19 protein-coding genes are annotated in these 21,217 nt (G+C 46.6%); 13 read left to right on the top strand and 6 right to left on the bottom strand.

Going from position 1 to position 21,217, the window contains the following annotated elements:
• Positions 1-5: 5 nt before the first annotated feature.
• The 3 genes from rny to AC1HCU_RS02320 all read right to left on the bottom strand — a co-directional run bounded on the left by rny (position 6) and on the right by AC1HCU_RS02320 (position 2,323).
• Positions 6-1,535, bottom strand: a complete 1,530-nt coding sequence (gene rny, locus AC1HCU_RS02330) for a ribonuclease Y (protein ID WP_480368557.1) — start codon at positions 1,533-1,535, stop codon at positions 6-8.
• Positions 1,536-1,710: 175 nt separating this feature from the next.
• Positions 1,711-2,013: a cell division protein ZapA gene (locus tag AC1HCU_RS02325; RefSeq protein WP_480368555.1), complete on the bottom strand. Its 303-nt coding sequence runs from the start codon at positions 2,011-2,013 to the stop codon at positions 1,711-1,713.
• Between the two features lie 19 nt (positions 2,014-2,032).
• Positions 2,033-2,323 carry a hypothetical protein gene (locus AC1HCU_RS02320; protein ID WP_480368552.1) on the bottom strand — a complete coding sequence of 97 codons (291 nt, stop codon included), beginning with the start codon at positions 2,321-2,323 and terminating at the stop codon, positions 2,033-2,035.
• A gap of 218 nt (positions 2,324-2,541) precedes the next feature.
• Between AC1HCU_RS02320 and AC1HCU_RS02315 the strand changes: the two genes are divergently transcribed.
• Entirely contained in the window at positions 2,542-3,246 is a 705-nt protein-coding gene (locus AC1HCU_RS02315) for a B3/B4 domain-containing protein (protein WP_480368550.1), read from the top strand.
• Here the strand turns inward: AC1HCU_RS02315 and AC1HCU_RS02310 are convergent.
• Entirely contained in the window at positions 3,233-4,369 is a 1,137-nt protein-coding gene (locus tag AC1HCU_RS02310; RefSeq protein ID WP_480368548.1) for a sensor histidine kinase, read from the bottom strand. The genes AC1HCU_RS02315 and AC1HCU_RS02310 overlap by 14 nt on opposite strands.
• Positions 4,370-4,709: 340 nt before the next feature.
• Here AC1HCU_RS02310 and AC1HCU_RS02305 point away from each other — a divergent pair, with 340 nt between their 5' ends.
• The gene (locus AC1HCU_RS02305; protein ID WP_480368546.1) at positions 4,710-5,054 is read left to right on the top strand and encodes a hypothetical protein; all 345 of its coding nucleotides are present in this window, start codon (positions 4,710-4,712) and stop codon (positions 5,052-5,054) included.
• A 586-nt stretch (positions 5,055-5,640) separates the two neighbouring features.
• Here the strand turns inward: AC1HCU_RS02305 and AC1HCU_RS02300 are convergent.
• Complete coding sequence (locus tag AC1HCU_RS02300) at positions 5,641-7,062, bottom strand: methyltransferase RsmF C-terminal domain-like protein (RefSeq protein WP_480368543.1); 1,422 nt, start codon at positions 7,060-7,062, stop codon at positions 5,641-5,643.
• A gap of 97 nt (positions 7,063-7,159) precedes the next feature.
• Here AC1HCU_RS02300 and AC1HCU_RS02295 point away from each other — a divergent pair, with 97 nt between their 5' ends.
• The 7 genes from AC1HCU_RS02295 to AC1HCU_RS02265 all read left to right on the top strand — a co-directional run bounded on the left by AC1HCU_RS02295 (position 7,160) and on the right by AC1HCU_RS02265 (position 15,110).
• A complete protein-coding gene (locus AC1HCU_RS02295; protein ID WP_480368541.1) occupies positions 7,160-7,990 on the top strand; it encodes a sugar phosphate isomerase/epimerase family protein in 831 nt (276 codons plus the stop codon).
• 175 nt (positions 7,991-8,165) lie between these two features.
• The gene (locus tag AC1HCU_RS02290; RefSeq protein WP_480368538.1) at positions 8,166-8,879 is read left to right on the top strand and encodes an SAM-dependent methyltransferase; all 714 of its coding nucleotides are present in this window, start codon (positions 8,166-8,168) and stop codon (positions 8,877-8,879) included.
• 16 nt (positions 8,880-8,895) lie between these two features.
• Complete coding sequence (gene murB, locus AC1HCU_RS02285) at positions 8,896-9,894, top strand: UDP-N-acetylmuramate dehydrogenase (protein WP_480368536.1); 999 nt, start codon at positions 8,896-8,898, stop codon at positions 9,892-9,894.
• Between the two features lie 10 nt (positions 9,895-9,904).
• Positions 9,905-11,209 carry a UDP-N-acetylglucosamine 1-carboxyvinyltransferase gene (murA, locus tag AC1HCU_RS02280; RefSeq protein ID WP_480368533.1) on the top strand — a complete coding sequence of 435 codons (1,305 nt, stop codon included), beginning with the start codon at positions 9,905-9,907 and terminating at the stop codon, positions 11,207-11,209.
• A gap of 88 nt (positions 11,210-11,297) precedes the next feature.
• Positions 11,298-12,071: an isocitrate lyase/PEP mutase family protein gene (locus AC1HCU_RS02275; RefSeq protein ID WP_480368531.1), complete on the top strand. Its 774-nt coding sequence runs from the start codon at positions 11,298-11,300 to the stop codon at positions 12,069-12,071.
• A 136-nt stretch (positions 12,072-12,207) separates the two neighbouring features.
• Positions 12,208-14,073 carry a 2-oxoacid:acceptor oxidoreductase subunit alpha gene (locus tag AC1HCU_RS02270; protein WP_480368529.1) on the top strand — a complete coding sequence of 622 codons (1,866 nt, stop codon included), beginning with the start codon at positions 12,208-12,210 and terminating at the stop codon, positions 14,071-14,073.
• A 2-nt stretch (positions 14,074-14,075) separates the two neighbouring features.
• The gene (locus AC1HCU_RS02265) at positions 14,076-15,110 is read left to right on the top strand and encodes a 2-oxoacid:ferredoxin oxidoreductase subunit beta (protein ID WP_480368528.1); all 1,035 of its coding nucleotides are present in this window, start codon (positions 14,076-14,078) and stop codon (positions 15,108-15,110) included.
• Here the strand turns inward: AC1HCU_RS02265 and AC1HCU_RS02260 are convergent.
• A complete protein-coding gene (locus AC1HCU_RS02260) occupies positions 15,079-16,305 on the bottom strand; it encodes a proline dehydrogenase family protein (protein WP_480368525.1) in 1,227 nt (408 codons plus the stop codon). The genes AC1HCU_RS02265 and AC1HCU_RS02260 overlap by 32 nt on opposite strands.
• Before the next feature lie 267 nt (positions 16,306-16,572).
• Between AC1HCU_RS02260 and pruA the strand changes: the two genes are divergently transcribed.
• The 4 genes from pruA to AC1HCU_RS02240 all read left to right on the top strand — a co-directional run bounded on the left by pruA (position 16,573) and on the right by AC1HCU_RS02240 (position 21,205).
• Positions 16,573-18,204 carry an L-glutamate gamma-semialdehyde dehydrogenase gene (gene pruA / locus AC1HCU_RS02255; RefSeq protein WP_480368522.1) on the top strand — a complete coding sequence of 544 codons (1,632 nt, stop codon included), beginning with the start codon at positions 16,573-16,575 and terminating at the stop codon, positions 18,202-18,204.
• Between the two features lie 289 nt (positions 18,205-18,493).
• Positions 18,494-19,561 carry a TerC/Alx family metal homeostasis membrane protein gene (locus AC1HCU_RS02250; RefSeq protein ID WP_480368519.1) on the top strand — a complete coding sequence of 356 codons (1,068 nt, stop codon included), beginning with the start codon at positions 18,494-18,496 and terminating at the stop codon, positions 19,559-19,561.
• Between the two features lie 59 nt (positions 19,562-19,620).
• Positions 19,621-20,325, top strand: coding sequence for a (d)CMP kinase (gene cmk, locus AC1HCU_RS02245; protein ID WP_480368516.1), 705 nt, complete (start codon positions 19,621-19,623; stop codon positions 20,323-20,325).
• Positions 20,312-21,205 (top strand): 4-hydroxy-3-methylbut-2-enyl diphosphate reductase, encoded by an 894-nt coding sequence (locus AC1HCU_RS02240; RefSeq protein ID WP_480368513.1) that lies wholly within the window; start codon positions 20,312-20,314, stop codon positions 21,203-21,205. Before cmk ends, AC1HCU_RS02240 begins: the two co-directional genes overlap by 14 nt.
• Positions 21,206-21,217 lie beyond the last annotated feature (12 nt).

Genomic DNA, 21,217 nt, shown 5'->3' with positions numbered 1-21,217 from the left:
CCCTCCTACTTCGCGTAACTTACGGCACGTGTTTCCCGAATGACCGTAATCTTCACCTGACCAGGGTAGGTCATTTCCGTCTGTATCTTACGTGCTATTTCATCAGACAAACGTTCTGTATCCTGATCGTCAATCTTATCGGCACCCACAATCACACGCAGTTCACGGCCAGCCTGAATGGCATAGGTCTTCACCACACCCGGATAAGAAAGTGCCAGGTTTTCCAGATCGTTCAACCGTTTGATATACGCCTCCACAATTTCGCGACGTGCACCGGGGCGTGCACCGGAAATAGCATCGCACACCTGCACTATAGGTGCCAGCAGCGTAGTCATCTCCACCTCATCGTGATGCGATCCGATGGCGTTACAAATATCGGGTTTCTCCTTGTATTTCTCTGCCAGTTTCATACCCAGCACAGCATGTGGAAGCTCAGGTTCATCATCGGGCACCTTACCAATATCATGCAGCAGGCCTGCACGTTTTGCCTTTTTGGGATTCAATCCCAGTTCCGAGGCCATAATGGCACAAAGATTGGCAACTTCCCGCGAATGCTGTAGCAGGTTTTGGCCATACGATGAACGGTATTTCATCTTACCTACCATCCTGATAAGCTCGGGATGCAGACCATGAATACCCAAATCTATCACCGTACGTTTGCCGGTTTCAATAATCTCCTCTTCAATCTGCTTCTTCACCTTCGATACTACCTCTTCAATGCGGGCAGGATGAATGCGTCCGTCAGCCACCAGTTGGTGCAACGAAAGACGGGCAATCTCCCTGCGAACAGGATCAAAGCCCGACAGAACGATGGCTTCAGGCGTATCATCTACCACGATCTCCACACCAGTGGCCGCCTCCAATGCACGGATATTTCGTCCTTCACGACCGATGATTCTTCCTTTTACTTCGTCGGAGTCGATGTGGAACACCGTGATGGCATTTTCTATGGATGTCTCAGTAGCTACCCGCTGTATCGACTGAATGACAATCCTTTTTGCCTCCTTGTTGGCCGTCATCTTCGCCTCTTCCATGATGTCGTTAATGTAAGACTGTGCATCAGTCTTAGCTTCATCCTTCAGAGACTCCACCAAACGTTCTTTGGCTTCCTCGGCAGAGAGTCCGGAAATTGTTTCCAGTTTTTCCACCGATTGCCTGTGCAAACGTTCCAATTCGGTAGACTTCTTATCCAGAAATTCCTGCTGGGAAGTCAAATTTATCCTCACCTCATCAATCTCGGTGTTCCTCTTGTTCAGTTCTTCCTGTTTTTGATTGAGCGTCATCTCCCGCTGTTTGAGCCTGTTCTCGGTCATCTGAATTTTCGATATACGCGAGTTGACTTGTTTTTCAGTCTCATTCTTCAACGCGAGCGTTTCCTCTTTCGCCTCCAGTAACATCTTCTTTCTTATTACTTCCGCATCCTTTTCCGCATCACTCAGGATACTCTGCGCACGGGAATTGGCCATTTTACCGGTCAGAAACCAGGCCACTGCTGCCCCGATAACCAAACCGATAATTCCTATCACTATTTCCATATTGTTTAATTTAAAATTGATTTATATGCTCCTGCCGAAATTTCATTTATCCCGGAAGAAGGTTATCTCTTCTGTTACTCATAGCCTGTCAAAAAAAATCGCACACAGTCAGTCACATAACCATTATGTGCCAAAAGGTGCGTCTATCCGTACTCCTGATTCTTAAAAGCACAGACTATTTTTTCAGATAATTATCCAATTCGCTGATAAGAAAATCGATCTTATCTTCAAAGGGTTTTGTATTATTCTTATCACCGAGAGAAAAATTCTCAGCCAATGCCTGTATGGCGGTCATAGCCACAAAATCCTGTGTCGTCATCCGGGAGTTTTCCCCCCCGTAGGCAACACGGTATTGGTTTATTTTCGTATTTATCTTTTTGGCAGCATCACGGAAGGCCTGTTCATCTGACTTTTTGATTTTCAACGGATACTTCCTGCCGGCAACCTCTAGTGTTAATAAAAATTTTTCATCACCCATCACATAAATTTTTTAAATCTCATTTTAATAAATTTATGCACTTATCTACTTCCCGCACCAGTTTTGATAGTTTTAATTTCGCTGTTTCCACGTCAACTGTTGCCGCTGTAATGGTCCTGGCTATTTTTAAACCATCGTATCTTGTTTTCAATTGCTGCAAATCTTTCACCGTTTCATCAATTTGCTTTTGTCGTGAACGTATCTCCGCTTTTAAGCGCTCATTTTCATCCTTCAGCGAATCGCATAAAAACATGACCTGTTTGATACGAACCTCCAAATCGACCAGCAGCTTATTATTTTCGTCGGACATATGAAACGGCCTCTCTTCTATTTTTCAACGATGGAACACGTTTTTCGCAGGTCCCACATACCTGGTGAAAAAATGAAACAATCGCGCGAAAACAAAAATTCAGGCAAATATAGCAATTGAAATAGAGTCCCACAAATTAATCGAAGCTTATTTTTCAAATATTCATTCGTTTATAACGATTTTCCTGTCTTCTGCTTGAGATTTTATATCTTTGGGGAATGATTGAACAAGACCGAACTGAACGGGATATTGAGCAGAGAAATATCACGATAGGCAACGATATATATGCAGTGTGCCCGGAATTTCATATGGCAGCAATTACGTGTAATGTAAAAAACAGTTCTTATAATGAGGGTTTATGGCAGGAGATCCATGCGTTTTGCACCCTGTTTTCCGATACGTACAAAATGGAAGATATCAATAAACGTCCCGCAATTTATGCCACCCGTGAGGTTTATAAAAAACTGGGAAAAGATCCCAACAGATACCGCCCTTCCGCTGAAGCCTTGTGTCGAAGAATCTTGAAAGGGCAAGAGCTGTACCGGATCAATACACTCGTTGACCTGATCAATCTGGTTTCCCTGAAAACGGGTTATTCCATCGGCGGATTCGACGCCGGTAAAATTGTGCGTAACCTGAGGTTGGGAGTGGGTAAGGCAGGCGAGAGATTTGAAGCGATAGGAAGAGGTTTGCTGAATATTGAAGGATTGCCCGTTTACAGGGATGCTGCGGGTGGTATCGGTACCCCTACGAGCGATGAAGAACGGACAAAAATAACGGCAGATACGTCGCATCTGCTAATAATTATTAACGGTTATTCAGGCAGGGACGGGCTGCAGGAAGCGGCAGCCTACGCAGCCCGATTGCTTGTAAAATATGCCGATGCCCGAAATATGGAAACCAGGTTTTTCAGTGCTTTTTAAACACAATTCTAAAAGTGGTCTCTTTTCCCGGTTCCGATGTCAACACACCGATTTTCCACCCGTGAATAACTTCCACAATTCGCTTAACCAGTGACAGACCCAGTCCCCACCCTCTCTCTTTTGTGGTATAGCCGGGAGAAAAGATTCTTTTGAATTTCGACTTGGGAATTCCCTTTCCGGTGTCTGATACATCCAACAAAATATGTCTGCCTCTCTCTGCCAGGGAGATGGTGACCACACCTTCCCCGTTCATGGCGTCCACCGCATTTTTTGCAAGATTTTCAATCACCCATCCCATAAGTGGTTTATTCAGTGAAATAATCACAGGATGATCCGGCAGCAGCAGAGAGAAGGAGATTTTTGTCGACAGGCGTTTTTCGAGATATCTCAGCGTGCCGGTTATCACATCTCGCAAATCTGTCGGCTGCATATCCGGTATGGAACCGATCTTCGAGAATCGCTCCGCAATCATCCGCAACCGGGATATATCTTTCTCTATTTCTGTCAGCAACTGCCGATCTACCTCTTTCAGCTTCATATATTCTATCCAAGCCGTCAGTGAGGAGATAGGTGTTCCAAGTTGATGAGCGGTTTCCTTCGACAAACCCACCCATACCCGATGCTGCTCAGCCCGCTGTGTCCGGTTTAATGCGAAGAAAGCAAGACCGATAAAAAAGGTGATTACCAACAGTTGGAAATAGGGATACACCTGCAGTTGCTTCAAGGTATACGAGTCATCATAATAAAGCAATTGATCCGATGCTTTCAGCACAATGGGGTCATGATGGCTGCCAAACTGTGCCATTTTCTTGCGCAGATAAACATCCTGATGTGTATCAGGCAGCCTGATGTTGTGCGTCAACATCTCCCCGCTCTTTTCATCATGGAGAATCACGGGAATGGTTGTGTTACTTTGCAAAATTTTCAACACCAAATTCATGTCCGCCTCCTCATCGGCAACCATCGACACGGTTGCCATGGCCCATATCTCCATCTTTCGACGCTCTTCCTCCGCCATTTCTCCGACCAGCTTGCTCGACAGCAGCAGTGACAAGAGGGCGACAACGACCGCAAGGGTAACGAACAGGTAGTGGAGTAGTTGACGAGGTTGTGATGAAGGCATCGTATGTAGATTTTGATGTGAGATGCTACTTTGGGTGAATGGTTGTAAAGTATTTCACTTATTTGTTATTTTTGTGAGCAAGTTGTGTGTAAGCATATCTTCAAATAAAACAATTATAGGATCGAAATTCAATGTAAATATAGCGCAATTTTGTCAATAAATCAAACATGTTAAATTATTCAAACAGTGATGGAATTAGAATACGAGCATCAAGTAATGCAAATAGTGCCAATGGAATGTTTACTTTTTCAAAGAGTTCACCTGCATATATAACGATATATAATAATAATGCGCAAAATCTAATTATCAAATAGGAACTGTCTTACATGAATTAGGACATTTGACTCATTTTGGAACAAGAGGTGGGTATGATAATTATCGAACTGTTCACGATCTAATTGCAGAATCTTACGGTTCTTATGCTGGTTGGTATTTAGGCGAAAGATATTATTTCTTTTTAGGTTATGCAAAGCCATTTCCGGCACTTGATCCAACCGGTCAAGGAAGACAATTATGGACAATGGGATCAACCAGTCATTATTCGCCATTATTTGTTAATTTAATAGACGATTATGATCAAAGTATAGCAGGAAACCAATACATATTTGATGCAGTCAGTAATGTCCCTCATTCTGTAATAGCAAGAATTGCCAGAGAAGCCTCCAATGGGAGCCTTATAATGTGAATTTTGATTACTCGTCCAGTGCTAAGGTAATGTATAATACTACTGAATGGCAAACTGTCGGTACTTCAATAAATGGGTGGATTAAAAGGGTAGGTTTTGATGACGCTGGAAATGCTGGCAGATCAAGCTACAGTCTTGGTGATCCACCTACTTTTCATTATGCGTGCGACATTAATATTAGTTGTATCTTAAACGGTAAAAAACTGACACTTAATATTTCTTCAATCGCCCCATAGCATAAAATGGTGAAGAGAAAGAGGGTATCACAATGTTTTACCCTCTTTTTTACTCCTATTGAATGTTTCTATAGGCTATTATTAACAGAATAATAGTTTCTCTTTCACTCGCTGGACAAGTTATTTAGTAGAACCTTAAAAAGCACAATCTTCTTGGGTTTGTAAAATTATGCCATACCTGATTGAGTCAGGTTGCATGTTCAGGAACAAGAATATCTTTTCCAAAAAGAGCCAAAAATAGACAGACCCTATTTACGCCTTTTCCAATGATATTCCGGAAAGAGGAAAAACTGCTTTATTTTCAAGTAGCGAGATGGGAGGGTATGATCCCCCGACCTCATGATTGTGAATCAGCAACCGGAAGAAAAAGATCGCGGAGAAAGAATCTCCGGCCGTTCCTCCGGCAAATAACCGCTGCGGATACGCCATTCATTAGGATAGAGATTATTTGCCCGGTTACCAACATTCTTTACAAAACCGAGTGGTTCGTTTTGCCAGGTAAGAAGCACCATTCCACGGGGTGTGCCGGGAAGGTTGATGGATACCTTTCGCAGGTAGGCGATGGCCTGTTCATAGGTCACTTCATGGTTGAAGAATGCCTCCCTGTTCAAGGCGATACTCATGGCCAGTGCATGAGAGGGGATGAAATCTCTTCCTTTTCTTACCCCCAGTTCTATGCCCGCAGAAATAGAGTTTAGGTTATTCATAAATAAAACGATGGTTTCAGCATACACTTTCGGCAATGCAATAATACGATCACCGGATTCCATAAAATGAAACAATTCAGGATTTCTAATCAGTCCTGAATATTCAACGGGATTTTTGATGAAAACAGTGGTTTGTTTTCTGTTTTTTTTAGCATGAAAACCGGCTCCGGATAATTCCACTTCCGGTTTTCTCAAAACCGTGACGAAAAACCCTTCACCCTTGACCTTGTGCGGATAAAAATGATAGCCGCCGGTTTCGCCGGAACAGGATGGCGTAATGTTCCAGTCTGCACCAATCTCCACCTTTGTGAAGATGGCACCCAATTTGCTCGCCGCCCAGCGAGCGTTTTCTTCATTTTCATCCCTGTTGTAGGTGCAGGTGCTGTAGAGCAGTAATCCACCCGGCCTGAGCGCCGGCCACACGTCGTCCAGAATATCCCTTTGCCGGGCAACACACATCGCCACATTCTGTGGCGACCACTCCTGCATGGCTACCTCATCCTTGCGGAACATGCCTTCACCCGAACAGGGAGCATCCACAAGGATCAGGTCGAACAAACCGGGAAAAGCAGCAAAATCCTTCACTCGGTTCTGTGTTACCACAGAATTGGAATGGCCGAACTTGATCAGGGTCTCCGACAATATATTCGCCCGCTGGCGGACAATTTCGTTGCTCACGAGCAGACTCCCTTCAGGCAGTGCGGAAAGAAGGCCGACCGACTTCCCGCCGGGGGCTGCACAAAGATCAAGACAGATAACCGGCTTGGGAATCAACTCTCTTACCACATACTCAACAAACATGGAAGAAGCCTCCTGCACATAATAGTATCCAGCATGGAACAATGGGTCGAAGGTGAAGGAAGGCCGCTCAGCCAGATAATAACCCACTTCAGACCATGGAACCTGCTCCACCGGGCAACCGAGCGTCATGGGATTGCGATGTCTTTTAAACGGATTCAGACGAATGCTCACGGGAGGATCTTCCGCCAGTGCAGAGAGAAATAGGTCCGTCTCCCCCCCAAGGCGTGCACGAATGGAACTAATAAAATCAACAGGTAAATTCATTACTATGCACTTTAAATTGCAAAGTTAAAAGGATTCTGCATTTCAAAAAAACAACTATCTTTGTGCTCGAACACATATACAAAAATATTTCAAAATCATGAAGAAATTACTCCTTATCACGGGATTATTCGTCTCCCTGTCGATCTGGTCGCAGGAACGGCCTGATCCGCAACCCGCACCGGAAACGGCAGAAAAATTCAATGTAGGCATGGCTGGTTATTCATTCCGACACTTCGATCTGGATCAAACACTGGAGATGATGCAAAAATGTGATGTGAAGAATCTTTGCATCAAGGATTTTCACCTTCCGCTGAACAGCAGCGAAAAAGAGATTGCCGACTTTCAGGCCAAGCTTGCCGCGAAAGGAGTAACCGGCTACGCCGTGGGTCCCATATACATGCGTTCAGAAAAGGAGATTGACGATGCTTTTGCATATGCAAAAAAAGTAGGTGTAAAATTGATTGTGGGAATTCCCAATTATGAATTGCTACCCTATGTAGATAAAAAAGTGAAGGAGTATGACATGCATTATGCGATCCACCTCCACGGTCCCGATATGGCTCTCTTTCCCGATGCCGACGATGTATGGAACAATGTGAAGGATCTTGACCGGCGCATTGGCATGTGCCTCGATGTGGGCCATGACACACGCAACGGCAAAGATCCGGTGAAAGATCTGAAGAAATATCACAGCCGTGTATTTGACGTTCACATCAAAGATGTGACAGGTGCATCCAAAGCGGGCTATTCCGTAGAAATCGGTCGCGGCATCATCGATTTCCCGGCTTTCGTGAAGATGCTCCGTGAAGTAGGTTATACGGGCATGTGCAGCCTCGAACACGAACGCAACATGAAAGATCCGCTCCAGGGTATTGCTGAATCGATCGGTTATTTCAGGGGAGTGATTGCCACCACCAGGGGTAAATAGACAATCCTCCTGCCATACCTGGACTTCGCTCCTTATCTTATAACGAAGCTACTTATGCATAAGGTGACCCCAAAAGTCAAAAAACTTTTGGGGTCACCTTTTTTAATTCCGGTAAAAAAAGAAGCTGCTTTGGTCTATTTTACCTATTTTTGTAAGAAAAAGGTTCGCAACAGACATGAAGGATCCGGTACTCTATTTAATTCCTGTCACCTTGGGTGACACGCCTATCGAAAGGGTTCTTCCTTCGTTCAACACGACAGTTATCTCCGGACTGAAGTATTTCATCGTAGAGAATATCCGGTCGGCGCGCCGTTTTCTGAAGAAATGCAATCCGGATATCGAGATCGATGCGATCACCTTTTACGAGTTGAATCAGCATACGGATACAAAGGGAATAGCAAATTTTCTCGTCGCCATGAAAACGGGAGAGAGCGTGGGCGTGATCTCCGAGGCAGGTTGTCCCGCCGTAGCCGATCCGGGTGCCGATGTGGTGACCCTTGCACAGCAGGAAGGATACAGGGTGGTGCCATTGGTAGGGCCCTCTTCCATACTGATGGCGATCATGGCTTCCGGATTCAACGGACAGAGCTTCGCCTTTCAGGGTTATCTCCCCATTGAGGCAAACGAACGTGTCAAAAGATTGAAACAACTGGAATCACGGGCTTACAATGAAGACCAGACCCAGCTTTTTATCGAGACACCCTACAGGAACCAAAAGCTGGCCGGAGAGATACTGCTGCACTGCAAACCGCAAACCCGCCTTTGCATCGCCATGAACATTTCCTGTGACGATGAATATATCGTCACACGTAGTGTGAAGGCATGGAAGGGCAAGCTGCCGGATATGCATAAGAAGCCGGCGGTATTTCTTATTTACAAAGGATCTTAAATGTTATTTTTTCGTAATGACCATCAGATATAACGTACAACTGCAACCATATAACTCTTTCCGTACCAGGGCGTCGGCCCGGATATTCTGCGAACCACAAACGGCAGAAGAGCTTTCAGACGCAATCAAACTCTTTTCCAATGAACGGAAGCTGGTTCTGGGGGGGGGGTTCAATCTGTTTTTCACCCGCGATTTTGATGGCGTGGTGATCAAGCCGGGGATGGAGGGAATCACAACGGTGGCCGAAAACGAGGAATATGTAGAAATTGAAGCGGGGGCCGCCGAAGAGTGGGATCAGCTTGTCGGGTACAGTGTTTCACGCGGTTATGCAGGACTGGAAAACCTTTCCCTGATACCAAGTTCCGTGGGAGCAAGTCCCATACAGAATATCGGAGCCTATGGAACGGAGGTGAAAGATACGATTATCCGGGTTAAGGCGGTGAATATCTGCTCAGGCGAATACCATGAGTTTACCAATGAAGAGTGCGCTTTCGGATATCGCGACAGTATCTTCAAGCGTACCGGCCACTACGTAATCACCTCGGTGGTGTTCCGGCTCAGCAAGACATTTGTCTACAAAGAAAAATATGTCGACTTGAGTCGGGAACTGGAAGGCGTTGCCGCTCCCTCGATCTCGCAGGTACGCGATGCCATTATTCGCATACGCACCCGCAAGCTTCCCGACTTCAACCTCCTTCCCAACGCGGGCAGTTTCTTCAAAAACCCCGTGTTGACAACGGATGAAAAGGAAGCACTGCAGAAAATATTGCCTGATGCACCGGTCTACAACGTGGGAGACGACGGTTTTAAAACATCGGCCGCATATCTGATCGAAAAGGCCGGGTATAAGGGGAAACGAAAAGGCATGGTGGGTACCTATGAGCGCCATGCACTGATCATTGTTAATTATGGGACCGCGAGCGGACAGGAGATCGCCGGTTTCATGGAAGAGATTCAACAGGAAGTAAAAAAACAGTTCGGCATCCTGCTTGAGCCGGAAGTGTGGATATTTTAATCTGGAAACTATGTCATCATTCATCATCGAAGGCGGACACAGCCTTCAGGGAAACATCACCCCACAGGGAGCGAAAAACGAAGCGCTGCAGATAATCTGTGCCACGTTGCTCACACAGGAAGAGGTAATTATCGACAATGTTCCCGACATCCTCGATGTGAACAACCTGATCACCCTCCTTGGGGAGATGGGGGTCACGGTAAAAAAACTGGATGAAAAGCGTTATTCATTCAAAGCGGAAGAGATCGATCGTGATTACACCCAGTCGGATGATTTCATGCGGAAGAGCGCGGCATTGCGTGGCTCCATCATGCTGATAGGGCCTCTTCTGGCACGTTTCGGTGAAGCTGTCGTTCCCAAACCAGGAGGCGACAAGATTGGTCGTCGGCGGCTCGACACCCATTTCAACGGTATCATGAAGCTGGGCGCCCAGATGATCTATGACGAACAACGAAACCTCTTTACTCTCTCCGCCAGGCAACTGAAAGGAACCTACATTCTCCTCGACGAAGCTTCCGTGACCGGCACCGCCAACCTGCTGATGGCCGCCGTACTGGCACAGGGTGAGACCATCATCTACAATGCGGCCTGCGAGCCTTACGTGGAACAACTCAGCCGGATGCTGGTGCGCATGGGTGCAAAAATTGATGGCATCGGATCCAACAAGCTGCTGATACGGGGAGTCACAAAACTTTCGGGATGCCAACACCGCCTCCTTCCCGACATGATTGAGATAGGCAGCTTCATCGGCATGGCCGCCATGACTGGCTCGGAGATCACCATCAAAGAGACGTCTGTGGCCAACCTGGGTATCATTCCGGAGAGCTTCCGGCGACTGGGCATCATCGTGGAACAACGGGACGACGACCTCTACGTACCCCGACAGGAGGGTTACACCATTGAATCGTTTATCGATGGCTCCATTCTCACCATTGCCGATGCGCCGTGGCCGGGACTCACACCAGACTTGTTGAGTGTCATGCTGGTGGTGGCCACGAAAGCCAAAGGCAGCGTACTGATTCATCAGAAGATGTTCGAAAGCCGCCTCTTCTTCGTGGACAAACTGATTGACATGGGAGCACAGATCATTCTCTGCGACCCGCACCGCGCCGTGGTGATCGGTCTGGATAGCCGGTTTCACCTGCGGGGCATGACAATGACCTCTCCCGATATCCGTGCGGGAATTTCCATGCTGATCGCTGCCATGAGTGCCGAGGGAACAAGCACCATCCACAACATTGATCAGATAGACCGTGGATACCAGCATATTGATACGCGGCTGAACGCCCTGGGAGCCTGCATAAAAAGGATATAATCGATTCTGCCCGCCGGGTAAATTTGAACCAGACCAGATTATGAACGTTAAATGTACACAATCAACCTTCATTAAACAGATAGATCGTATGTCAAAAACTGGTGAATTCAGGGAACTTCATGCCGGAGATGAACCGTTCATCCTCGGCAACGTATGGGATGCCAAGAGCGCACAGCTGGCAGAAAAGGCAGGCTTTAAGGCGGTGGGTATCTCCGGCCATGCCATTGCCGAGAACCTCGGTTACCGCGATGGGGAAGACATGGGCTTCGACGAATTGCTGTTCGTCGTGAACAGGGTGATCAAATCGGTTTCCATTCCCGTTTCGGTGGATATTGACGGCGGTTACAGCCGAAATATCGAAAAGGTGAATGCCCATATTGAACAACTCATCAACATGGGAGCTGCCGGCATTAACATCGAAGATTCGGTAATGAAAAATGGGAAAAGGGTGTTACAGGAGACGGTAAAATTTACCAAGGTGGTGAGTGCCATACACACGTTCCTGCAGGACCGGAAATCGGATCTTTTCCTGAATGTGCGCATCGACACGTACGTAACCAAACATCCCAAGCTGCTGGAAGAAACAATCAAACGGATCGGCGAATTTGAAAAAGCGGGCGCCGACGGCATATTTGTGCCGTTGCTATCGGACGACAAAGAAATAAAACAGGTCGTTCAAAGTACCCCACTTCCGTTAAATGTCTTTCTGCGTCCCGACACACCCTCTTTTTCAAAACTCAAGCTGATGGGTGTAAAACGCATCAGCAGCGGCGCCGCCGTCCATGCGCAGAGTTACAAAAGAGCAGCGGAACTCTACGCCACCCTGATCGACGACAAACGGTTCGGCAAGCTTTTTTCTTAAAGGAAATCCTGATAAAAAGAAGTGAATCACACGGGAAAGCACAAAAGACGAAGCTGCTTTTCCAGGGGAAAATATTTGCTTTTCTGGCGACTCTTTTATTACTTTGTACCTTCATTTGAAATAACAGACTACAATTATGCCCACCAATTCGGTTATCACCGACATCCAACAAGTAACCATTCGTTTCTCAGGCGACTCAGGGGACGGAATGCAGTTGTCCGGGACGCTCTTTTCCACATTATCGGCAATATTCGGAAACGAGATAGCCACTTTTCCCGATTTCCCCGCAGAAATACGTGCACCCCAAGGTTCACTGCACGGTGTTTCGGGTTTCCAGGTACGCATCGGAGCGAAAGATGTATATAACTCCGGCGACAAAACAGACGTACTTGTGGCAATGAATCCAGCAGCATTGAAGGTGAACGCACAATACCTGAAGAGAGGATCCATTGTGCTCTACGACACCGATTCATTTCAAAAGAAAGATCTCGACAAGGCACTCTATACAACCCAGGATCCTTTCACTGAACTCAAGCTGGAACATGTGCAGCCTGTGGGTGTGGCCATCACCTCCCTCACCAAAGCTTCGCTCGAAGGCTCAGGACTGGAGAACAAGGACATGCTCCGTTGCAAGAACATGTTTGCGCTGGGTATTGTCTGCTGGCTCTTCAACCGGCCACTGGAAATAGCAGACATGCTCCTGCAGCAGAAGTTCGCCAAAAAACCATTGTTGGTACAGGCCAATATCAAGGCCATGTCCGACGGTTACAACTACGGCAACAACATACACCTCACCGCCTCCACCTATCGCATCGAACCTATTGAAGGAAATAAAGGTTTTTACACCGATGTGAACGGAAATACAGCCACTGCTTACGGACTGATTGCCGCTGCAGAAAAGGCAGGGATTCAGCTATTTCTGGGCTCTTATCCCATTACGCCTGCGACAGACATCCTGCAGGAAATGGCCAAAAGAAAAGATTTCGGCGTGAAAGCCCTGCAAATGGAGGATGAAATTGCCGGGATTACCTCTTCCATTGGTGCCAGCTTTGCAGGCTGCCTGGCTGCCACCTCCACCTCCGGCCCGGGTCTTGCGCTCAAGAGTGAAGCACTGGGACTCGCAGTGATGACCGAGCTACCCCTGGTGGTGATCGATGTGCAGCGAAGCGGCCCCTCCACCGGAATGCCGACCAAGAGTGAACAGACCGACCTGAACCAGGCTTTGTATGGACGCAATGGCGAAAGTCCGCTCGTGGTCCTGGCAGCGGCATCGCCCACCGACTGTTTTGAGAGTGCCTTTGAAGCATCGAAGATTGCACTGGAGCACATGACACCGGTGGTCCTTCTTACCGACGGTTATATTGCCAATGGATCTTCGGCCTGGAAGATTCCCGACATGAAAGATTATCCTGAAATAAAACCTCCCTACGTGGAAAAATACTACAAGGGCGACACCGAAAAATGGCGTCCCTACGTGCGGGATGAAGAAAGCCCGGTCAGGTACTGGGGCGTACCGGGGACACCCGGCTTTATGCACCGCATTGGCGGACTGGAAAAAGACAAACTTACCGGCGTAATCTCCTCCAACCCCGAAAATCACCAGTATATGGTGGATACCCGCCGAAAGAAAATTGAAAAGATTGCAGATTTCATTCCCGAACAAAAAGTAGTGGGCGACAAGGATGCCGACATGCTGATCGTGGGATGGGGAGGCACCTACGGACACCTCCTCGAGGCGATGCTGCGTATACAGGCCAGTGGAAGGAAGGTGGCATTTGCCCATTTCAGGTATATCTCCCCCCTGCCAAAGAACACACACGACCTGTTGAAAAAATACAAGAAGGTGATTGTCGCAGAACAAAACGATGGCCAGTTTGCCGCTTATCTGAACGGAAAATTCGGGGATCTGAGTAACATCCGCCGATTTAACAGAGTGGAAGGACAGCCTTTCAAGGTGAGCGAGCTGGTTGAAGAATTTACGAAAATGATGGAGGCCAAATAAGCATGGAAGCAACAGAAATAAAATATCAAAAATATCTCCCCAAGGATTACAAGAGTGAAAATGCAGTACGCTGGTGCCCCGGCTGTGGCGACTATGCCATCCTCACCTGCCTGCACAAGGCAATGGCAGAGCTGAACCTGGAGCCGCATCAGACTGCGGTGATCTCCGGTATAGGGTGTTCATCGCGACTGCCCTACTACATGAATACCTACGGCTTTCACAGCATTCACGGCCGCGCGGCAGCCATTGCCACCGGCGTGAAGGTGGCCAACCCCGATCTGAGCGTGTGGGTGGCTACCGGCGACGGTGACTCGTTGGCCATCGGCGGGAACCATTTTATTCATGCTGTTCGTCGCAACGTAGACATCAACATCATCCTTTTCAACAACAAGATATACGGTCTCACCAAAGGACAGTACTCACCCACCTCGGCCCGTGGATTTGTCTCCAAGTCATCGCCCTATGGCACTGTGGAAGATCCGTTCCGTCCGGCAGAATTGACTTTTGGAGCCAGAGGAACTTTCTTTGCCCGCGCCATCGACGTGGACATGAAGAACCAGGTGGACGTGATGGTAGAAGCGGCACGCCACAAAGGTACCGCGGTAATTGAGGTACTGCAGAACTGCGTGATCTTCAACGACGGCATCCACAACAAAATCAGCGACCGCACCTGGAAGGCCGACAATACGGTTGTCCTGAAACAGGGTGAAAAGATGATTTTCGGGAAGGACAACGAGAAGGGGCTCGTGCTGGATGGCTGGAACCTGAAGGCGGTCACCATCGGGGAAGAGGGCTATACGCTCGATGACATCCTGGTGCACGATGCCACAGCCAAGGACAGTACCCTGCAGTTGAAACTGGCTCTTATGGATACCTCCGACGGCCTCCCTGTAGCACTGGGCGTGATACGCAGTGTGGATGCGCCTTCCTATGACAGGGATTACGAAAAACAGATCAAGGAGGTACAGCAAAAAATGTCAAAAAAATCGTTTACCGAATTTCTTCTCAACTCTTCGAATGTCTGGGAAGTGAAATAAATGACATTCCGGTTTTTTTTCTTCGTTCTATTTCGGTCCTGATCATTTTCAGTTCGCGGCTGCTCTGCCCCTTTACCGATGAGTTTTCTTCAGCGCGCCGGAACAGGTAGGGCATCATGGTTTTCACCTCGCCATAGGGAACATATTTTGCCACATTATAACCTTGCCAGGCAAGGTTATAAGTAATATGGTCGCTCATTCCGTAAAGTTGGGAAAAATAGATTCCGGGGTAGTTTCTTGGCAGTTTGTATGTGTCAATCAGGCTGGCAAGGAGCATGGAGCTTGCTTCGTTATGTGTGGCAACCATAAAATCAATACTGTCGTGATGGGCCATAAAGTAACGGATGACATCATCAAAGTCACGGTCTGTAGCCATCTTGTCTGGCTGTATGGGAGAAGGATATCCTTTTACCAATGCACGGGTCCTTTCTTTTTCCATGTAAGCTCCGCGTACAATCTTCAAACCGAGGCGGAAACCACCCTCCAAAGCCATCCGGTGATGCTGCCTGATACGTGCAATGCTATCGTACCGATACATTTGATAAGTATTTTGTACGATGGCTTTTTTCCTATTATACCGCGCCATCAGGCGCAACACCAGATCATCCAGTACCGGCTGGATCCAGGTCTCTTCGGCATCGACCATCACCGGCACATCCAACTCGCATCCTCGCCGGAAAATCTCTTCTGCCCGCTCTTCCACCCGCTGGTACTCTATTTCTTCCTCCCGGGTTAGACTGCCTCCCTCGCTCACTTTCGCCAACAAATCGAAACGTGCTATCCCGGTAATCTTAAAGACACTGAATGGCACAGAGGGATTATCGTGGGCGAACTCAATAGTACGGATAATTTCCCGACTGGTAGCATCAAATTCGGCTTCAGACTCTTCACCTTCCTGTGCATAATCGAGGATCGAGCAGACATGGCGTTTTGCCAGCCTGGCAATGGTCTTACTGCAGTCTTCAATGGATACGCCTCCCACAAAATGACGATAAATGGTTTTTTTCAGGATTCCATCTACCGGAAACCGAAAGGCAAAAGCCAGACCCACAATCAACTTACCTGCTCGCACCAGTACCCTGTTATTCATGATTCTGAAAAGATGATAAGCCTGCCTGAGGCTTGCATCAGATTGATCGAGAAAAGCGATCTCACTATTTTTAAAATTGACAGGATGGTTTTTTTCAGGTTGCATGCATTCAGTGTAAAAGTATCCGGGTTTGACTGCAAAAATAAAAAAAATATGCATCAGAAAATTAAAATGAAACGAACATCTAAATTAGTTACACCCAAGTTAATGATAATATGCGAGTTCCATACGACCTTAGTGTAAAAAAATAAATATTATCGTATGAAAAAGAAACAAACGATACTTTTCTTAAAAATGCATCCCTGTATGCCTGAATCGTTTTTTTTTGATAAATTTGTCCCATTCAAGATAACCTCACTAAATTAATCGATTATGCCTAAAGGTATCTACAAATTACCCCCTATTAAGAATGAGCCTCTACTCCACTATGCCCCAAGATCGGCCGAAAGAAATGCACTGAAGTTAAAACTGGAAGAGCTTAACAGGGGCGGACTTGATCTTCCCATGATAATTGATGGCAAGGAGGTACGTACCGGAAAACTGATGGAAATCCGCCCTCCCCATAACCACCGCCATTTGCTGGGACACTATCATCAGGGTGATCAAATCCATGTGCAGATGGCCATCGATGCAGCTCTCAAAGCAAAACCGGCGTGGGAATCCATGCGTTGGGAGAGCAGGGCCGCCATCTTCCTGAAAGCAGCTGAACTGATTGCCGGCCCTTACCGGACAGAGTTTAATGCAACCACCATGATTGGACAGTCCAAAAATGCATATCAATCGGAGATTGATGCCGTGTGCGAACTCGTGGATTTCTATCGCTACAACGTGAAGAACATGGTTGAAATATATGACATGCAACCAAACTCTGCCCAAGGGGTCTGGAATCGCATGGTGTGGCGACCTCTCGAGGGGTTTGTTTTTGCACTTACCCCTTTCAACTTCACATCAATAGCGGGCAACCTGGGTGCTGCACCTGCTCTGATGGGAAACACAGTTGTTTGGAAACCTTCAAGAACGGCGGTTTATCCGGCTCATCTCATCATGAAAATACTGCAGGAAGCGGGATTACCCGAAGGCGTCATCAACCTTGTGTATGCCGGCGGGAAGGAGACGGCTGAAACGGTTTTTAATCACCGCGACTTTGCCGGATTACATTTCACCGGTTCCACGGACGTATTTAATGGTATGTGGGCTACCATTGCAAAAAACATATCAAGGTATAAGTCCTATCCTCGCATTGTAGGTGAAACCGGCGGGAAAGACTATATCCTTGCCGATGACACGGCTAATCCGAAACAGGTTGCTACAGCCATTACCAGAGGTGCGTTTGAATATCAGGGCCAGAAATGTTCGGCCGCTTCACGTGCCTACATTCCTGAAAACATCTGGGAAGAGATAAAACAATTGGTGAGCGAAGACCTCTCAAAGATTCGAACAGGCGCGGTGGAAGATTTCAGCAATTTCGTGAATGCCGTCATCGACGAAGAGTCGTTCAACAAACTGGCTAAAGTTATAGAAGACACCAAAGCTTCACCCGATGCCGAAATTATCTACGGGGGAACTTATGACAAGTCGATCGGTTACTTCATCTCCCCTACCGTTATTCTGGCAAAAAAGCCGGACTATTTCACCATGCGGGAAGAGTTGTTTGGGCCTATTCTCACCATATATGTCTATCCTCCCGATAAACTGGAAGAAACCATGGATATACTGGACAGTACGACCGACTATGCATTAACCGGAGCCATCTTCTCGGCAAGCAGGGACCGCATTGAAAAAATGACGACCCGGCTGACGCATACTGCCGGTAACTTCTATATCAACGATAAGCCTACCGGTGCCATGGTAGATCAGCAGCCGTTTGGCGGAGGTCGTGCATCAGGAACCAATGACAAGGCAGGCTCTGTATTTAACCTGCTCCGCTGGGTGTCGCCGCAGTGCATCAAGGAAACCCTTGTTCCGGCAACGGATTATATGTATCCCAGCTTTTTGGAGGATTAATTGGATAAGAAATCACAATTCAGAAAACAGCTTTCGGGCTGTTTTTTTTATTCAGGAAATAAATTCAGTAAAAAAAGCTCACCTCATAAATATTTCAATTACCTTTGCATACACATCAGCAGCCAATAGATCTTATAATTGCTTAATTTGTATACCTGGAACAATTTCCGTTATCCATAAAAAATTTCCCCCGTTTTTCTGCGTAATAATACGCTGCATTAAACATGTTTTTGGGGGATGATTTTCATAAGCGGCCGGAATTTGTATAATTAACTATTAAAAGTATTATATGAGTACAATCACCATCTTTTGGGTTGCATTTGTTGTAACCTTTCTTATTGTTTACGCAATCGATTTTTACGTGACAGATCACCGCAGAAGTAACATCAACGTCAAGGAATCGTTGATGTGGACCGGGTTGTGGATCCTTATAGCTCTGTTGTTCGGTCTGGCCGTTTTTCTATTTTTTCCTCAAAATCCCGACAGTCCCGTAAGAACAGCTTCTGTGATGGCAGCAAAATTCATTTCGGGTTATTTGACGGAATATTCGCTGTCTGTGGACAATCTCTTTGTCTTTCTTTTAATTTTTTCCGTCATGGACATCAAGCAGCAGAACCAGCCTAAGCTGCTTAAACTGGGAATACTGGTGGCTATCATTTTGCGGATCCTTTTTATTCTGGTAGGGATGGAACTGGTGATTCGGTTTCACTGGGTGTTGTACCTGCTAGGGATGGTGTTGATCTATACCGGCTTAAAAATGCTTCTCAGCAAGGATAACCAAACCGCTGATCCCAAAAATAATATTCTGTACAAAGGAGCTATAAAATTATTTCAGGTTGATCCGGACATGCATACGCCTCATTTTTTTACAAAAATAAACGGGAAAAGACATATTACCCATATGTTTCTGACGTTCTTGATTATCGGGACCACCGATATTATTTTCGCGCTGGACTCTATTCCTGCCATCATCGGGGTGATCCTGGAAGGTGCGGAGAGTTTGCTCACCGGACAGGAAGAACAGTTTCTGGCAATCACATCCAATGTTTTTGCCGTAATGGGGCTCATTTCGCTATTCTTTGCACTGCGAAATATCATCAGCATGTTCCGTTTTCTTAAATATGGCATAAGCTTCATCCTTTTCTTCATTGGGCTAAAGATGTTGTCGGGCACCATTCCGTCAGTAGCCAGTTTCTTTACGTCCAAGTCATGGTTCTCCCTTGTGGTTATCCTGGGGACTTTACTTATATCCATTCTGTTGTCAAAAATAATCCCGACAAAGAAAATGTTTGATCCCTTGACAGAAAATGGGGAAGAATATGACGAATCAGAAAAGTTTGGGGAGAAAAAAGTTTAATAAGTAATTCGCAAAAACATTCTATCTTTGTGTTTGTTTATGTCGTTAAGTGACACAGTATGCACAATAATAGAATTAACATTGCCGTAGACGGATATTCGTCGTGTGGCAAAAGCACGATAGCCAAAGGATTGGCCAGGGAACTGGGATACATATATATTGACAGCGGGGCAATGTACCGCGCCGTGGCACTTTATGCCCTCAGAAAAGGATGGATCACGGAAAGTGAAATAGACGAAGCATCGCTGCACAAGCACATAGGAGATATAAAAATTTCTTTTAAAACGAATGCGGAAGGGTTGCAGGAAACCATTCTGAACGGCGAGAATGTAGAAAAGGAGATTCGAACCCTGGAGGTGGCCAATGGTGCAAGCCGTGTGAGTACCCTTGGTTTTGTGCGAAGGGAAATGGTTCACCAGCAACAGGAGATCGGTAAAAACAAGGGAGTGGTCATGGACGGGCGAGACATCGGCACGGTGGTCTTCCCTGATGCCGAGATGAAGCTTTTTCTCACCACCTCACCCGAAATACGCGCCCGGCGGCGTTTCGACGAGATGAAAGCCAAGGGAGAACAACCGGAATACGAAGCCGTGCTGGCCAACGTAAAAGAACGCGACCTGCGTGACACAACCCGCACCGAAAGCCCGTTACGAAAGGCAGAGGATGCACTTGTACTGGACAATACCCATGTGGGCATTGAAGAACAGTTACAGTGGGCCGTGGATATGTTTTATAAAATCACAGCTAAAAATGAACAAAATTGAAATAGACAAGCTGTCCGGGTGCTGTTTTGGCGTTGCGAAAGCGATATCCAAAGCCGAGGAAGAGCTGCAAAAGGGAGGTACTCTTTATTGTTTGGGTGACATCGTGCACAACAATATCGAAGTGGAACGCCTCGAAAAGATGGGGTTAATCACCATTAACCACGAACAGTTTAAACAACTTAAAAATGTACGTGTGTTACTCCGTGCTCACGGAGAACCACCCAGCACATACGAGATAGCTAAACAGAACAACATCGAAATCATTGACGCTTCCTGTCCTGTAGTGTTGGGGCTGCAGAAGAGAATCAACAAGAAATACACCCATCGCACGCAAAGCGATGCCCAGATTGTGATCTTCGGTAAAAAAGGACATGCCGAAGTGAATGGCCTGCTCGGGCAAACCGATGAATCGGCCATCATTATCGAAAGCAAGGAGGAGATCGAGAAGCTCGATTTCTCCCGCGACATCAGCCTTTTTTCGCAAACGACGAAACCTCTGGACGGATTTCAAGAGATAGGTGAACTGATCAGGTTTCGCATGAAAGACGGGGCAAAGTTTGAGTTTTACGACACCATTTGTCGACAGGTATCAAACCGTGTACCCAATATCCAGGAATTTGCAGCAAAACACGACCTTATTTTTTTCATCGCCGGTGAAAAAAGTTCCAATGGCAAAGTGTTGTTTGCAGAATGCAAAAAGAAAAATAGCAATTCATATATAATTCATTCACCGGAAGAAATAGACCCGACGTTGCTTAAAGACAACATCACCATTGGCATATGTGGCGCTACTTCCACACCTAAGTGGCAAATGGAAGCTGTAGCCGCCAACATAGCAAAACTGCGTCCTCACCTGCAAATGGAGAAAGTCGCTTTTTAAGCAGTTTTTTTT

The sequence above is a fragment of the Proteiniphilum sp. LBM24028 genome, assembly GCF_056629195.1.
The sequence above is the reverse complement of the archived record's forward strand: the minus strand, read 5'-3'. Positions and strand labels throughout refer to the sequence as shown.

Bases quoted from the DNA above. Each gene is read 5' to 3' on its own strand.
- AC1HCU_RS02295 (WP_480368541.1), top strand. From the start codon at position 7,160: ATGAAGAAATTACTCCTTATCACGGGATTATTCGTCTCCCTGTCGATC.
- AC1HCU_RS02320 (WP_480368552.1), bottom strand. From the start codon at position 2,323: ATGTCCGACGAAAATAATAAGCTGCTGGTCGATTTGGAGGTTCGTATC.
- AC1HCU_RS02310 (WP_480368548.1), bottom strand. From the start codon at position 4,369: ATGCCTTCATCACAACCTCGTCAACTACTCCACTACCTGTTCGTTACC.
- AC1HCU_RS02290 (WP_480368538.1), top strand. From the start codon at position 8,166: ATGAAGGATCCGGTACTCTATTTAATTCCTGTCACCTTGGGTGACACG.
- murB (WP_480368536.1), top strand. From the start codon at position 8,896: ATGACCATCAGATATAACGTACAACTGCAACCATATAACTCTTTCCGT.
- rny (WP_480368557.1), bottom strand. From the start codon at position 1,535: ATGGAAATAGTGATAGGAATTATCGGTTTGGTTATCGGGGCAGCAGTG.
- cmk (WP_480368516.1), top strand. From the start codon at position 19,621: ATGCACAATAATAGAATTAACATTGCCGTAGACGGATATTCGTCGTGT.
- AC1HCU_RS02325 (WP_480368555.1), bottom strand. From the start codon at position 2,013: ATGGGTGATGAAAAATTTTTATTAACACTAGAGGTTGCCGGCAGGAAG.
- pruA (WP_480368522.1), top strand. From the start codon at position 16,573: ATGCCTAAAGGTATCTACAAATTACCCCCTATTAAGAATGAGCCTCTA.
- AC1HCU_RS02270 (WP_480368529.1), top strand. From the start codon at position 12,208: ATGCCCACCAATTCGGTTATCACCGACATCCAACAAGTAACCATTCGT.
- AC1HCU_RS02275 (WP_480368531.1), top strand. From the start codon at position 11,298: ATGTCAAAAACTGGTGAATTCAGGGAACTTCATGCCGGAGATGAACCG.
- AC1HCU_RS02300 (WP_480368543.1), bottom strand. From the start codon at position 7,062: ATGAATTTACCTGTTGATTTTATTAGTTCCATTCGTGCACGCCTTGGG.
- AC1HCU_RS02265 (WP_480368528.1), top strand. From the start codon at position 14,076: ATGGAAGCAACAGAAATAAAATATCAAAAATATCTCCCCAAGGATTAC.
- AC1HCU_RS02260 (WP_480368525.1), bottom strand. From the start codon at position 16,305: ATGCAACCTGAAAAAAACCATCCTGTCAATTTTAAAAATAGTGAGATC.
- AC1HCU_RS02250 (WP_480368519.1), top strand. From the start codon at position 18,494: ATGAGTACAATCACCATCTTTTGGGTTGCATTTGTTGTAACCTTTCTT.
- murA (WP_480368533.1), top strand. From the start codon at position 9,905: ATGTCATCATTCATCATCGAAGGCGGACACAGCCTTCAGGGAAACATC.
- AC1HCU_RS02240 (WP_480368513.1), top strand. From the start codon at position 20,312: ATGAACAAAATTGAAATAGACAAGCTGTCCGGGTGCTGTTTTGGCGTT.
- AC1HCU_RS02315 (WP_480368550.1), top strand. From the start codon at position 2,542: ATGATTGAACAAGACCGAACTGAACGGGATATTGAGCAGAGAAATATC.